The following is a 13,391-nucleotide window of genomic DNA, read 5'->3' on the forward strand; positions in this document are numbered from 1 at the left end:
CCATGAGACTCGCCACTTTCTCTCTGCGCTCGTCGCCCGAGCGGCAGCTTGTCGGCTTCCTGCGCGGTGACCGCCTGATCGAGGTCGATGCGCCATCCATGAAGGCCTTGCTCGCACGTGGTCGCGATGCGCTAGATGCGCTGGCACGCAAGATCGATACGTTGCCTGGTCCCGGGCATTCCCTTCAGGACGTCCACATCCTGCCGCCTGTTCCTGATGCAAACAAGTTCCTCTGTGTCGGCAAGAACTACCGAACCCATCTGGAGGAGCTCAAGAGGACGGACCTGATCAAGGAACTGCCTAGCGAACCGACGGGCTTCGTGAAGCTCAACGACGCACTCACCGGCCACGACGCCGAGGTGGTGCGCCCTGCCTCGGTAACGCGCCTGGACTACGAGCCCGAAATGGTCTTCGTCATCGGCAAGGCCGCCCACGACGTGAAGTCTGACGACGCGATGTCCTATGTGGCGGGAATCACAATCCTCAACGATCTCACCTGCCGCGACACGCAGAAGCGGGAAGTCGCGTCGGGCTCGCGCTTCTGGACGGCAAAGAACGCCCCGGGCTTCGGTCCTCTGGGTCCATTCATCATTACGATGGACGAGGTGCCCGATCCGTATGACATCTGGGTCACCTGCAGCGTCAACGGCGAACAGCGTATGCGCGTCAACACCAGCGAACAGATCTGGAACCTTTCGCGCATCATCGAGCACTTCTCGCGCCTCGTGCCCCTCATGCCCGGCGACATGTTCTCCACCGGCGCGCCGGGCGGGGTCGCCGTGGGCAAGGCGAACGCGGAGGACCTGTTCCTGAAGCCGGGAGACGTCGTCGAATGCGCCTTCGAGGCACCCGCCATGATCCTGCGCAACCGGATCGTGGCCCCATGAGTTCCGATCGCCACGACTTCGCTCCTGCGTCACGCCGGACTTTTATCGCTGCTGCATCGGCGACACTGCTCTCCGCATCGTCCCTGGCGCGAGCCCAGCAGGGCTTTCCTGTGCGAACGGTGACCCTGATGGTGCCCTTTCCGCCGGGAGGCGGTGCCGACGCCCTGTCGCGGATTCTGGCGGTGCCGCTCGGAAAGGCCTGGCATCAGTCGGTCGTGGTCGACAACCGGCCCGGTGCGAGCGGCAAGATCGGAGCTTCCGCCGTGGCCCGTGCGCCGGCGGACGGCCACATGCTGCTGATGGCATCGACCGGCGCTATCGACGAGAGCAATTCCACCGCGCTCGCGCCGGTGGCGCTCGTGTCCGCATCCCCCTACATCGCTGTGGTGCACCCTGGGCTCGGGATCAACAACATCCGCGACTTGATCGGGCGCGCAAAGACAGAACCCGGCAAGCTTGCCTTCGGATCGTCGGGCGAAGGATCAGCGTCCCAGCTCACAGTGGAGCTGTTCAAGCAAATGACTGGCACCGACATGTTGCATGTGCCCTACAAAGGTACAGGCCAAGCGGTGACGGACCTCTTGGCCGGCACCATCCAGCTCATGTTTGCGCCGGGTCAGGCGGTGTTGCCTCATGTCGCATCGGGCAAGCTGGTGGCCATTGCCGTCACGAGTCCACAGCGCGCCCGTGCGGTCCCGGCGCTGCCGACCATCGCGGAATCCGGAGTGCCTGGCTATGCGGCCTCAGGATGGTTCGGCCTTTTTGCGCCCGCGACTACGCCCCAGGCAGTCATCCGCCGAATCGCGGACGACGTGGACATGCTGATGCGGAGGCCGGACATTGTCGATGCCATGCTCAAGGTGGGTGCAGAACCCTCGCGGGGCACTCCGGCGCGGTTCGCCCGGTTCGTCCAAGAGGAGCTGTCGAAATGGAGCCGTCTGGAAGCCCAAATCGCAGAGAGGCAGAAGCCACGTTGAAGGCGCCGGATGAGTCCTGCACGCATACGCACTCACCCATCGATTGCGGAGAAGTGGAAGCATCTGGATCGACGGCACACGGTGGACTGGTTTGTGCTGTCTCAATAACACCATAGCAATGATCGGAAGACCATGCAAATCGATTTCACCCGCCGTGCCCTCCTTGCATTCGGCGCAACGCTCCCCTTAGCCTTGGCGCATGCGCAGGAGGAGACCATGCTGCGCCTGGTCGTTCCTTTCGCCGCCGGCTCCACCATCGACGCGCTGGCACGGCTGATCGCGAACAAGCTGCCGGAGGTTTCCAGCCACAAGGTCGTAGTGGTGGACAACCGGCCGGGAGCGGCGGGCATCCTCGGCACGACCTTCGTCGCCAAGGCCAAGCCCGATGGGCGGACCGTCCTGATCCAGGCCAACGGTCTGACGACCACGCCGGCCGTGCGCAGCGATCTGCCCTATGACCTGCAGAAGCACCTGGCGCCGCTGACGCTCGCGGGCCTGGCGCCCTACGGGCTTGTGGTGCCGGGCGACTCCAGGTTCCAGACCCTGGGCGAGGCGTTCACCGCGGCGCGCGCGTCGGGACAACCGATTGCGTTCGGCACCAGCGGCCCCGGCAGCCAGAGCGAATTCGTCCTTGCGCAGATCGCCAAGGTGGCGAAGGTGGACTTCCTCAAGGTGCCGTTCAAGGGGCAGGCCGACATCATGCTGGCGGTCATGGGCGGCTACGTGCAAATGGCGATGATCAACATGCCCTCAGCCATCAAGCAGGCGAGCCATCGCAAGGTCCAGATCCTCGCGACCATGACGAACAAGCGAACGCCAGCCACGCCCGACGTGCCGACGCTGACCGAGGCCGGCATCCCCGGCATCAACGAGAGCGCCTGGTACGGCCTGTTGACCACCGCCGGCACGCCGGCACCGGTGGTGGAGGCGCTGAGCAAGGATCTGCTCAACGTGCTCGCCCTGCCGGAGGTGCGCGCCAAGCTCACCGAGCTCGGAGTCGATGTCGTGGCGAGCACGCCGGCGCAGTTCAGCGATCGCATCGCGGGCGAGCTCAGCCGCTACCAGGCCATCGCCAAGGAAGAGAACATCAAGGCCGAATAAAAGCAAAGCACTGGAGACCCCCATGAACGCAGTACTCAATGCGAACCGCAACGCCAGCAAGGTGGCGATCATCGACCTCACGGATCTGCGCAGTCCCGACCTCGCAAGGCGCAAGCGGCTGGGCGAGGAGATCGCGCAGGCCTGCAGCGAGGTCGGCTTCTTCTACATCGTGAACCACGGCATTCCGAAGGCGAAGATCGAGCGGATGTTCGAGATCGCAAGGCAGTTCTTCACCTTGAACGATGACCAGAAGCAGCAGCTCTCGATGGCGAACAACAATTCCTATCGCGGCTACCTGCCGATGAAGACCATCGGCAACGATCCGACCATGAAAGGCCTGCTGCTGGAAGCCTTCCACGCCTGGCAGGAGCACGCGCCGGGCGACCCCGGCGTGGCCGCAGGAAAGCCGTTGCATGGCGTCAACGTGTGGCCCGCGCAATTGCCCGGCATGCAGGAGGAGGTGATGGCCTACGCCGGCATGGTGACCGCGCTCGCGCGCGACCTGCTCGGTATCGCGGCACTCGGCATCGGCCTGCCGGAGGACACCTTCCTTCGGCACTTCGAGCAGCCCCTGTCGCTGCTGCGCCTCATCCACTACCCGCCGCAGAAGCCCTCGGAGACCGAGGGCCGCTTCGGCACGCGTCCTCACACCGACAACTGCGCCTTCACCATCCTGGCCCAGGACGACACCGGCGGCCTGGAAATCATGGAGGACGGCGAATGGGTGGGCGTGCCGCCCGTCGCGGACAGCTACGTCATCAACCTCGGCGAGGTGATGAAGATCTGGACGAAGGGGATGTTCATGGCCACCCCGCACCGGGTCATCAATCGCTCCGGCAAGGAGCGCTACTCGATTCCGTTCTTCATGAATCCGACGCACGACGCGCTGGTCCGCCCGATCCTCGAGGATGCCGGAGCGGGCAAAGCGGAGCCGGTGTTCCACACGACCGTGGGCATCGAGGAGGGACTCACCAGCGGCGAGATCCTCATGCGCCTTTACAAGAGGATCTGGCCCTCCGTCGACGGCCAGCGGGTCGACTGAACCCGCTGGTGATCGCCACGCGCAGGAGCCCTCTTGCGCTGTGGCAGGCCGGCGAGGTCCAGCGCAGGCTGCAGGCGAGCGGAAGGTCCGTTCGGCTTTCGCTGATCACCACGACCGGCGACCGCATCCTCGACCGCGCCCTCGACAAGGTCGGTGGAAAGGGGCTGTTCCTCAAGGAGATCGAACAGGCCCTTCGCCAGGGCCATGCCGATCTCGCCGTTCACTCGCTCAAGGATGTGCCGATGGTGCTGCCGCCGGGCTTCAGGCTGGCCGCCGTGCTGGTGCGCGAAGATCCCCGGGATGCTTTGGTCGCGAGAAACGGGCAGGTGCTCGCCGAGCTGCCGGCGGGCGCGCGTATCGGCACCTCGAGCCTGCGCCGCGCCATGATGCTGCGGCGCATGCGCCCCGATCTGCAGATCTCCTTCATCCGGGGCAATGTCGAGGGGCGCCTTGCCAAGCTGGCGTCCCGCGAGTTCGCCGCAATCGTGCTGGCGCTGGCCGGGCTGCGCCGCCTCGGCCTGGAGCACCACGTCACGGAAGTGTTCGAGCCGTCTCGCATGTTGCCTGCCGTAGGGCAGGGTGCCATCGCCATCGAAACGTGCAGCGGACGTTCCGATCTGCAGGAGATCCTTGCGCCGATGAACGACCGCGAAACCGAGCTCTGCGTGTCGGCGGAGCGGGCCGTGGGGCGCCACATGGATGCAGGCTGCTCGCAGCCCTTTGCCGCCTATGCGCGACTGAGTGCCGGTGTCATGCAGCTCGAAGCCGCGCATCAAAGCCAGCACGATGCCGAGCCGGCATTCGCCATGGCCAGCGCGCCGGTCAGCCGGGTCGAGCAAGCATTCAGCCTGGGCGAAGAGGTCGCCGGCAGGCTTCGCTCGACCTGAAAGGGCGGGTGCCCTTCCTACCGCCAGCGCACGACGCCCGCGGTGCTGGGCCGGGGCCGCTTGAACAACTCGCGCTCGGGGTCCCTGTATCCGATCTGCAGCACGCCGACCACTCGGCCACCCTCGATGCCGACGACCTGTTCCACCTCGTCGGAAAGCTGAAGCGGCGATGAGCTCATGGCGCAGGAGAGCTGCATCGAGGTGAGGGCCAGCATCAGGTTCTGCGTTGCCGCCGCCGTCGCGAACTCCTCCTCAAGCGGGCGCACGCGCGGGTGGCTGACATCGGGGACGCAGCCGATCACCACCATCACGGGCGCATCGAAGGCCCGGCATCGCGCGCGGCCCGGATGCCAGCCGATTCGCACCGCTGCTTTCTCGTAGGCAGCCGCGAGTTCAGAGCGAGCGCCGCCGCGGAAAACAACGAAGCGCCAGGGCCGCGTGTGGTAGTGGCTGGGCGCGAGCACGGCCATTTGCAGTGCCCGCTCGAGCAGATGCCTCGGCACCTCCTGGTCCAGATAGAAATAGACGGAGCGACGCTGACGGACGATGTCCTCGAATGCGCACGACAGGTCGACGCTGCTGGTGGGTTCCTCGATGCAGATGGTCATGGATGTGGATGTTCCCGGGTTCGGCGATCTTTAGGATACCGGGAAGGTATACCATAGGTCAAGACTTCGGGCTTATTGCATTGACGTCGCTATGAGTGTGGACCACAATGGCATACCATTCGGAACATTGAGAAGAGGGCCCATGATGATCATCAGTCCGATTGAAGGTGCTTGCGTATGGGACCGGCGTTCCGTCGAACCCGGCGACCTGGTCATTCGGATTCCTCGGGGCTGCGTCGAGGAGGCCCTTGAGGCCGTGTACGCCGCCAAGGCGCGCGGACTCCAACTGCAGCAGATCCATCGCGCGAGCTTTCCGCTGCCGCGCTTCGGTGAATGGCTGCTACAGGTGCGCCGCGAGCTCGAAGTGGGCCGCGGTCTCCAGCTCTTGCGCGGCCTCGGCATCGAAGGGCTGACGCAGGAAGAGATCCGTATCCTGTACTGGGGCATCTGTGTTCACCTCGGCATTCCGCTTTCGCAGAGTCGGAACGGCGAGTTCCTCGGCGAGGTGCGGGACATTGGCGTCAAGAAAGGCGAGGCGGACTCGCGGGCCTATCGCACGGGCGGTGCGCTGCGCTTCCACATGGACCGCTGCGACATCCTCGGTCTGCTGTGCGTGCGCGAGGCCCGAAGCGGCGGCCTGAGCATGGCGGTCAGCTCCGCGGCGGTGCACAACGAAGTGTTGCGGCGGCGCCCCGACCTGGTGGAGACACTCTACCAGCCCCTTTACTTCAGCCGCCAGTCAGAGCAAGTCGGGGGAGAACGGCCCTGGTACGCCGGGTCGGTCTATGCCGTGCTCGACGGCAAGTTCATGAGCCAGTTCTCGCTCACCTACATCGAATCGGCGCAACGCTATGCGGAAGTGCCGCGGCTCACGCCGGCGCAGGAAGAGGCGATCCGGCTCGTGGCCTCGGTCGCCGACGAGCTGTGCATCACGTTCCAGATGCAACCCGGCGACATCCAGCTCTTGAACAACCACGTGATGTACCACGCGCGCACGAACTACGAGGACCATGCGGATCCGGCCAAGAAGAGGCTTCTGCTGCGGACGTGGCTCGCCACGCCCGACAGCCGACGACTTCCCGCCGAGCGGGAGGACGTTTGGGGCAGCACGAATCCGGGCGAGCTGCGTGGCGGCGTGATACCGCCCGCTGGTCCTCGCTTTGCATTCAAGGAGTGGGCCAGCGCAGGCTGGCCCGACAACCAACATACCCCACCACCGGAGTCCCCATGGAAATCCTAAAGCAACCCATTCGTCATCCAAGCGCCTGGAAAGGCAGCGACTTCCGTTCGAAGGAGGACATCACGCTGCACTTCGAGGCCGAGCACCTTGAAGAGATCGACCGGGCCCTCAAGGCCGCGATACGAGCCGGCCTGCGCCTGGAGACAGTCGAGCGCCAGCACTTCGAGCTGCCTCGTACGGCTTCGCTCCTGCAAGCTGCGCGCGAAGAGCTTCGCCTGAGCCGCGGCATCGTGATCCTTCGCGGGATCGACGTCGGCCGCTACAGCGTGCCCGAACTGGAGATGATCTACTGGGGCATCGGCACTCATCTGGGTCTCGGTGTGTCGCAGAGCGTGCTGGGCGACCGGTTGGGGCACGTCCAGGATAAGACTGCAACGGATCCGCATGCACGCGCCTACCGCAACAAGCAGGAACTCACGCCGCACACCGATACGTCCGACATCGTCGGCCTGATGTGCGTCCGCACCGCGCGCGAAGGCGGAATCTCCATTGCGTCCAGCGTGGCCGCGGTGCACAACGCGCTCCTCGCGCAGTTCCCCGACTATCTCGAGCCCCTGTACGAAGGCTTCCCGTACCACCGCCGCGGCGAGAACCTGCCCGGCGAGGCGCCGATCACGCCGCATCGCATTCCTGTGTTCTCGTACGTGGAGGGGCAGTTGAGCTGCCGGTACACACGCTCCTACATCGAGACCGCCGCGCGAGAGGGGGGTGCACCGCTGAGCCAGCTGCAGGTCGACGCGCTCAACTGCCTCGAACGCCTGACGTACGAATTCGCATTCGAGTTCCAGCTCGATCCAGGCGAGATCTACCTGCTCAACAACTACACGGTGCTCCACGCGCGCACGGCGTTCGAGAACTGGCCCGAGCCGGAAAAGGCAAGACTGCTCCTGCGCTTGTGGTTGACGGCAGACGATTGGCGTCCGCTGGACCCACGCATCAATGCAACCCGCACCGGGATTGCGGCGCAGGAAGGCAAGCTGCCTTCCTTCGAGCGCGCCTTCGGCTCTGGCCGCATTGCGACTCAGCGCAGCTGAATCCAGTCACCGTAGTTCATCCAGGAAAGGAGCCTCGTATGAGAATGAAGCGTCTCCTGAGCGCCACTGTCGTGGCTGCCGCAGGCATCGTGGCCAGTCTGCCAGCAGTTGCGCCGGCTCAGACCTATCCCAGCAAGACCGTGACGATGATCAATCCGTTCGCCGCGGGCGGATCGCTGGACGTCATGGCGCGCCTACTCGCCGACCAGCTGTCGCAAAGCCTCGGGCAGTCGGTCATTGTGGAGAATCGACCTGGCGCCGGCAGCACGATCGGTACCGCCATGGTGGCACGGGCGCGTCCCGACGGATACACCTTGCTTATCACGGCCGGCAACATCGTCTCTGCGCCGGCGCTCGGTGCGCCGGTCAACTACGACTGGAAGAAAGACTTCGCGCCTGTGACGCTGCTCGGCAACATCGCACAGGTGGTTGCAGTGCCCGAGGACTTGCCGGCAAAGAACATGAAGGAATTCGTTGCCCTCGCGAAGTCGACAAAGGGTGGAATGAGCATCGGGTCGCTCGGCCCGGGTAGCGGCAGCCACATCAATGGCAAGCGGCTCGAGGAGGCCACGGGCGTCGTGCTCACGGACATCCCGTTCAAGGGCATGGCCGAAACGATGACCGCGCTCGCCGGCGGCCACATCCAGCTGGCCTTCGGGAACTTGCCCGAGGTGCTCACCTACCAGCGCGGCGGGCGCGTTCGGCCCATTGCCATCGCAATGCCGACCCGCTCCGAGCTCGCGCCTGGCCTGCCGACCATGGCCGAGTCCGGCTACCCGAACGTCGCTATCGTGCCTTGGTATGGCGTCCTGGCGCCTGCAGGCACGCCCGCGGATGTGGTGGCGAAGTTGCAGCGGTCCTTCGCCGCGGCGCTCGCGCATCCTGCACTCACGGCACGCCTGAAGGACATGGCGATCACTCCCATCGGCAGCTCCCCGGACGAATTCCGCCGGGTACTTGAAGAAGACCATGCGATGTACGTCAAGATCGCCAAGGAAATGGGGATCAGCCTCAAGTAGTGCGGCCGGAACTCCGCTCTTCAGCGACCCCGATCACGTGTTGCTAAGGGACCTTCGCCGGGGCGGCGAGCGATCTCCTCCGCCGCGCTGTCTCTCGCAAGCTGAAGCAGGCTGGCACCGAGTGCCTCGATTCGAGGCACAGCGACGTTCCCTGGCGATAGGCGGGCGCGGCGTCGCGGGCCGACGGCGCACACTCACTTCTCCGCGGGTCTCAGTCTCGATCGCGGTGAAGCCAGCGCGCCGCAAGTCCTCGCGGATCAGTTCGACGTCGTGGCGGCCGCGCGACGTGCGGGCGAGGGATCGTCGAGGCGCGCGCGGAAACGTCGCGGCGACCGCGTTGGTCACCTCGTCGGAAAAGGCGTTTTCTTCAATGCGGTCCCACACAATGAAGACAAGGAGCCGTCAAGGCAATCTGTGTCGCGACCCGGGCGCCCTCTTCAAGCGTGAAGGTGGGCAGCTTCTTCGTCGACATTTCCAGGTCACCTTGCAATGTCCGGTTGTGGCCTGGCCGTCAGAAGTCTCGCGCTTGGGCGGCGGCGACGTCGAGTTCACCCGCTCGGCAATGCGACGTCGCGCTTCGCAGTCCATGCCGACCATCTGTAAGCACCCGGAAGCCTCGCCAGTGGAAGGCGATCTGGTGTGGAAGTGGACCTACTCGCCCTTCAGCGGTTCGCAGCCGACGCGGGACTGAAATTCGCTGCAATCACGACTCGATGTGTCAACCGCCTGAGCGAGCCACCACACGTTCAAGGGCCGAGGTGATGCGTTCCACCTTCTCTTCTATCAGCGCGACGCGGTCTTTGAGGTAGGTTTGAAAGTAGGCCCGGTTTAGAACCTCCATGTGCCGCGCCTCGTCAGTCCATAGTTCGTAGAACATGAACTGATCGCGCTCTTTCGGATCGCGGTGAAGGTTGAAACTCACGAAGCAATCCTCGGTGGCAAGGTTTGCCACCAAGCTTTGCATCAGCGCCTCGGTTTTCCTCAGCCGCCAGAAGACAAACCCCCTTCGCGACGTTTGCGATCCCCAATGGGCCCTTGAGGTCGTAGGCGGCGCTCCTGCGAGCGATCAACGGTGCGTGCTCATGTGTGCCGGAAGCATCGCCGGCTCCAGGGATGGTCTGCAAAACAGGCTCATCCCTTGCATGATCTGATCCCATGATTGCCAAACGCGCAACTCCCCCGAATCAGATCGGTCTTGGCCTGAACTTGTCGACGAAGACGACGCGCAGCGCGAGTTTCTCGACGAGATGGATCGAGTGGTGCCCTGGAGCGCGCTGGTGCAGATCGTCGAGCCTCACAGCCTTTGCCCCAAGTGCGACGGGGGTTTCTCAGGCCAAGAACGTCCAAATTCGGCCCGTTTCTGTCCTGTAGTACGTTTCCAAGATGCGACTACAAGCGCGACGAGCGCCGATCGCAACGGGCATAGTTGGATAAGGGTGGCAACTGCGGCGCGACAGAATCTCGAACACGTTCTTCAGACTGGTTGCTGCCCGTCGAGTCTTTCCGCTGAACGACTGAGATCGCCGATACCCGACGTCCCTCGCTTTCCCTTGCGAACGGCTGGTCCAGTTGGAACTTGACCTTCTGGCCTTCGCTAGCCCTTTCAGCGCTTCGGGGCGGGCGGTAGTGATCGAAGCGCACGCGCCGCCGAGTTCGGATGGCCGGAGCCGATCGGTCAGGCGACTGACCAGGCGACGCGTTCGGTGTGTTGTTCATGTGCCTGGTCTGCTGCGCCGCGCTCGTGCTGTGGTGTGGCAACCTGGCAGCGCTGACTGCGCGCTATCGAAGGGACTGCTTGCATCAGGGCCCGAATGTGGTCCGCGCCCGAAGCCGCTGACGGTTTTCTCGAGAGTGGCCGTTCGAACGATGCTGCATTGACTGGTGCAGCTGTGAATGCAAGCCACTCGCAGCCATCGGAAGCTAGGGACAGGCGGCTCAAAGTGCTTCAAGCTTGAAGCTTAGGGCCAAAAAACCGTTCTGAAAATGAAGCGAGGGCCTGCACCCCTTTGAACACAATCTGCGTAGCCCAGCTCTCATCGGAGTTTGCGGCAGGCGCGACATCAGGCTCCGATACGCATCCTTCGTTTGATGCGAGATATCTGTGGCCGCACAGATCGCAAGCGGATGTCCGAGTGCCTCCTGGTTGAGATCATTCGCAATGCAGCGAAGCTTCGTCGTGATGAAGTTCGGAAAATATCCGCTACTCACGGCGGCTTAGTCGAAAATATCCGCAACCTTAGCAATCTTACGATCACACGGCTCGTCCCCGCGCCCGATGTGGCACTCTCAGCCTGACGAAAGCCGCACGTCGCACCGACACATCAAGGAGACACCGCAATGGGCCCATTGGCAGGCATCAAGATCATTGAACTGGCCGGCATCGGCCCCGGGCCCATGGCGGCCATGCAGTTGGCCGACATGGGCGCGACCGTGCTGCGCATCGAGCGCCGCGAAGCGGCCGATCTCGGTGTGAAGCGGCCATTGAAATTCAACCTGTTGTTGCGCAATCGACCTTCGATCGCGCTCGACCTGAAGGACCCCGATGCGATTCGCCTGGTGCTCGACCTCGTCTGCGAGGCCGATGCGCTGATCGAGGGGTTTCGGCCCGGTGTTACCGAGCGCTTGGGATTGGGGCCGGACATCTGTCTCGCGCGCAACCCGAGGCTCGTGTATGGCCGCATGACGGGATGGGGCCAGAGCGGCCCGCTTGCGCAGGCAGCAGGCCATGACATCAACTACATCTCTCTGACCGGCGCTCTGCGCGCGATTGGCCGCAAGGATCAACCACCTACCGTTCCGCTGGCGCTGGTAGGCGACTTCGGAGGCGGCGCGATGTTCCTGGTCATGGGCGTGCTCGCGGCCTTGCTCAATGCGCGCGCCACGGGACAGGGTCAGGTCGTGGATGCGGCCATCGTCGACGGCGCGGCCTCGCTGGCCACGGCCTTCTACGGGCTCTCGGCGGCAGGTCAATGGAACGACCAGCGCGGCAGCAACATCCTCGACTCGGGCGCGCCTTTCTATGACGCGTACGAATGCAGCGACGGGCAGTGGATTTCGATCGGTCCGATCGAGGGGCGCTTTCATGCCGACTTGCTGCGACGGCTCGACATCGATCCGAGCACGATCGGCGGCCAGTTCGACGAGGCGGCATGGCCCCAGGCGAAGGCAGCCTACGAGCGGGTCTTCAAGACACGCACGCGCAGCGAGTGGTGCGAGCTTCTCGAAGGCACGGATGTCTGCTTTGCACCGGTGCTGTCGTTCGAAGAGGCGGCCGATCATCCACACCTGAAGGCGCGCGGGACCCTGATCGAAATCGATGGCGTCGTGCAGCCGGCACCTGCACCGCGCTTCGAGCGCACATCAGCGCAAACGCCGAAGCCGCCGCAAGCGCCGTTGCACGGTGCGGCTGCGCAGCAACTACTGGCGCAATGGCTTCCGCCGGATCGATACGAAACATGGCGCAACTCGGCGCTGATGGATCTGGGGCAAGGCTGAGGCAACGCCGCGAAAGAAAGAGCAGGTGCGTGCTCGCGGATGGAGTACTGCGGGTCTTCGGGCTCCTCCTCGGCGTTGAGGTGATAAAGGTTGCCGAAGAACTCGTCGAAGCCGTGCACGGTGGGCGGGAACAAGGCCTTGTTGCGCGGCGCCACACAAGGCTGACGACAAGCGAGGTGCCAGAGCACTATTCACTATTGATAGTGGGATAGTGGCGCACCAGCGCCTCGACCAGCTCCTGCGCATAGGTTGGAAGCCGTGCGCGTTCGCGCGCCAGCACGTAGCGCTCGCGAATGCTCCAGGGGTCGTTCAAGTCCACCAGGGACAGCTGTCCGGCCTCGGCATTGCGCCGCGCCGCGCTCTCGGGAACGATGCCGACTCCCACGCCGGCGCCGATCATCCGGCACATGGCGTCGAAGCTCGACAGCTGGATGCGCAGCTTCAGCGGCTTGCCCAGGCGCTCGGTCACATCGGCCAGGAAAGTCTGCAAGGTGCTGCCCTGGTGCATGCCCACGTGGTCTTCGCCCAATGTTTGCGCGAAGTCGATGCTCTTGCGCCTGCCCAGCGGGTGCCCACGGCGCGTGACCAGCACCAACCTGTCGGTGCTGAAATGCAGTTTCTCCAGCCCCAGCGTGTCCGTCTCGCCCGCCACGATGCCGAGGTCGGCGCCACCATCCAGCACACCTCGGGCGATTTCAGCGTTCGGTTTTTCCTGAAGGTCAATGTTGATTCGAGGATGCGACGCCAAGTAGGCCGGCAAGATTTCCGGCAGGAAGTCCGATACCGCCGTGGTATTGGCAAACACCCGCAGATGACCGCGAAGGCCACCGCCGTAGTCCTGCAGATCGGAGCGCAATTGGTGCGTTTGGCGCAGGATTGCGCGCGTGTGATGCAGGAAGGCTTCGCCAGGGGCGGTAAGGCTGACACCGCGCGCCTCGCGCACCAGCAATGGCAGCCCCGCCTGCTCTTCCAGCGACTTGATTCGAGCGCTTGCCGCAGCCAGCGAGAGCTGCTGGCGGGCGGCGGCGCGGGTGAGGTTGAGCTCCTCGGCCACCAGGACAAAAAGGCGCAGATCGGTCAGGTCGAATTGCATGGAGGTTT

At 64.3% G+C, this 13,391-nt stretch carries 12 protein-coding genes; 9 read left to right on the forward strand and 3 right to left on the reverse strand.

Going from position 1 to position 13,391, the window contains the following annotated elements; translation table 11 throughout:
- The first annotated feature begins 2 nt into the window (after window positions 1-2).
- From AC1DMA_RS22235 to hemC, 5 genes are all read left to right on the forward strand, one after another.
- Window positions 3-887 carry a fumarylacetoacetate hydrolase family protein gene (locus tag AC1DMA_RS22235; RefSeq protein WP_478145504.1) on the forward strand — a complete coding sequence of 295 codons (885 nt, stop codon included), beginning with the start codon at window positions 3-5 and terminating at the stop codon, window positions 885-887.
- Complete coding sequence (locus AC1DMA_RS22240) at window positions 884-1,864, forward strand: tripartite tricarboxylate transporter substrate binding protein (protein ID WP_478145505.1); 981 nt, start codon at window positions 884-886, stop codon at window positions 1,862-1,864. The genes AC1DMA_RS22235 and AC1DMA_RS22240 overlap by 4 nt, the downstream gene beginning before the upstream one ends.
- Window positions 1,865-1,996: 132 nt before the next feature.
- A complete protein-coding gene (locus AC1DMA_RS22245) occupies window positions 1,997-2,965 on the forward strand; it encodes a Bug family tripartite tricarboxylate transporter substrate binding protein (protein ID WP_478126170.1) in 969 nt (322 codons plus the stop codon).
- Window positions 2,966-2,987: 22 nt separating this feature from the next.
- Window positions 2,988-4,007 (forward strand): isopenicillin N synthase family dioxygenase, encoded by a 1,020-nt coding sequence (locus AC1DMA_RS22250; protein WP_478126171.1) that lies wholly within the window; start codon window positions 2,988-2,990, stop codon window positions 4,005-4,007.
- 8 nt (window positions 4,008-4,015) lie between these two features.
- On the forward strand, window positions 4,016-4,894 hold the full coding sequence (hemC, locus tag AC1DMA_RS22255) for a hydroxymethylbilane synthase (RefSeq protein ID WP_478145506.1): 879 nt from the start codon (window positions 4,016-4,018) through the stop codon (window positions 4,892-4,894).
- A 17-nt stretch (window positions 4,895-4,911) separates the two neighbouring features.
- On the opposite strand, the gene AC1DMA_RS22260 is transcribed toward hemC, so the two are convergent.
- On the reverse strand, window positions 4,912-5,502 hold the full coding sequence (locus tag AC1DMA_RS22260) for a nitroreductase family protein (RefSeq protein ID WP_478126173.1): 591 nt from the start codon (window positions 5,500-5,502) through the stop codon (window positions 4,912-4,914).
- 142 nt (window positions 5,503-5,644) lie between these two features.
- On the opposite strand from AC1DMA_RS22260, the gene AC1DMA_RS22265 reads away from it, so the two are divergent.
- From AC1DMA_RS22265 to AC1DMA_RS22275, 3 genes are read left to right on the forward strand one after another with little or no spacing between them, the layout of a single operon-like run.
- The gene (locus AC1DMA_RS22265) at window positions 5,645-6,742 is read left to right on the forward strand and encodes a TauD/TfdA family dioxygenase (protein ID WP_478145507.1); all 1,098 of its coding nucleotides are present in this window, start codon (window positions 5,645-5,647) and stop codon (window positions 6,740-6,742) included.
- Window positions 6,730-7,776 carry a TauD/TfdA family dioxygenase gene (locus tag AC1DMA_RS22270; RefSeq protein ID WP_478126175.1) on the forward strand — a complete coding sequence of 349 codons (1,047 nt, stop codon included), beginning with the start codon at window positions 6,730-6,732 and terminating at the stop codon, window positions 7,774-7,776. Before AC1DMA_RS22265 ends, AC1DMA_RS22270 begins: the two co-directional genes overlap by 13 nt.
- Window positions 7,777-7,814: 38 nt before the next feature.
- Window positions 7,815-8,795, forward strand: a complete 981-nt coding sequence (locus AC1DMA_RS22275; RefSeq protein ID WP_478126176.1) for a Bug family tripartite tricarboxylate transporter substrate binding protein — start codon at window positions 7,815-7,817, stop codon at window positions 8,793-8,795.
- Between the two features lie 718 nt (window positions 8,796-9,513).
- On the opposite strand, the gene AC1DMA_RS22280 is transcribed toward AC1DMA_RS22275, so the two are convergent.
- Window positions 9,514-9,759 (reverse strand): putative quinol monooxygenase, encoded by a 246-nt coding sequence (locus tag AC1DMA_RS22280; RefSeq protein ID WP_478145508.1) that lies wholly within the window; start codon window positions 9,757-9,759, stop codon window positions 9,514-9,516.
- 1,373 nt (window positions 9,760-11,132) lie between these two features.
- Here AC1DMA_RS22280 and AC1DMA_RS22285 point away from each other — a divergent pair.
- Window positions 11,133-12,290, forward strand: coding sequence for a CaiB/BaiF CoA transferase family protein (locus AC1DMA_RS22285; RefSeq protein ID WP_478145509.1), 1,158 nt, complete (start codon window positions 11,133-11,135; stop codon window positions 12,288-12,290).
- 187 nt (window positions 12,291-12,477) lie between these two features.
- Here AC1DMA_RS22285 and AC1DMA_RS22290 read toward each other — a convergent pair whose 3' ends face one another.
- Complete coding sequence (locus AC1DMA_RS22290; protein WP_478145510.1) at window positions 12,478-13,383, reverse strand: LysR family transcriptional regulator; 906 nt, start codon at window positions 13,381-13,383, stop codon at window positions 12,478-12,480.
- Between the last annotated feature and the right edge of the window lie 8 nt (window positions 13,384-13,391).

The sequence above is a fragment of the Variovorax sp. 05N34 genome (genome assembly GCF_056397405.1).

Bases quoted from the DNA above. Each gene is read 5' to 3' on its own strand.
- AC1DMA_RS22235 (WP_478145504.1), top strand. From the start codon at position 3: ATGAGACTCGCCACTTTCTCTCTGCGCTCGTCGCCCGAGCGGCAGCTT.
- AC1DMA_RS22240 (WP_478145505.1), top strand. From the start codon at position 884: ATGAGTTCCGATCGCCACGACTTCGCTCCTGCGTCACGCCGGACTTTT.
- AC1DMA_RS22245 (WP_478126170.1), top strand. From the start codon at position 1,997: ATGCAAATCGATTTCACCCGCCGTGCCCTCCTTGCATTCGGCGCAACG.
- AC1DMA_RS22250 (WP_478126171.1), top strand. From the start codon at position 2,988: ATGAACGCAGTACTCAATGCGAACCGCAACGCCAGCAAGGTGGCGATC.
- AC1DMA_RS22260 (WP_478126173.1), bottom strand. From the start codon at position 5,502: ATGACCATCTGCATCGAGGAACCCACCAGCAGCGTCGACCTGTCGTGC.
- AC1DMA_RS22265 (WP_478145507.1), top strand. From the start codon at position 5,645: ATGATGATCATCAGTCCGATTGAAGGTGCTTGCGTATGGGACCGGCGT.
- AC1DMA_RS22270 (WP_478126175.1), top strand. From the start codon at position 6,730: ATGGAAATCCTAAAGCAACCCATTCGTCATCCAAGCGCCTGGAAAGGC.
- AC1DMA_RS22275 (WP_478126176.1), top strand. From the start codon at position 7,815: ATGAGAATGAAGCGTCTCCTGAGCGCCACTGTCGTGGCTGCCGCAGGC.
- AC1DMA_RS22280 (WP_478145508.1), bottom strand. From the start codon at position 9,759: ATGCAAAGCTTGGTGGCAAACCTTGCCACCGAGGATTGCTTCGTGAGT.
- AC1DMA_RS22285 (WP_478145509.1), top strand. From the start codon at position 11,133: ATGGGCCCATTGGCAGGCATCAAGATCATTGAACTGGCCGGCATCGGC.
- AC1DMA_RS22290 (WP_478145510.1), bottom strand. From the start codon at position 13,383: ATGCAATTCGACCTGACCGATCTGCGCCTTTTTGTCCTGGTGGCCGAG.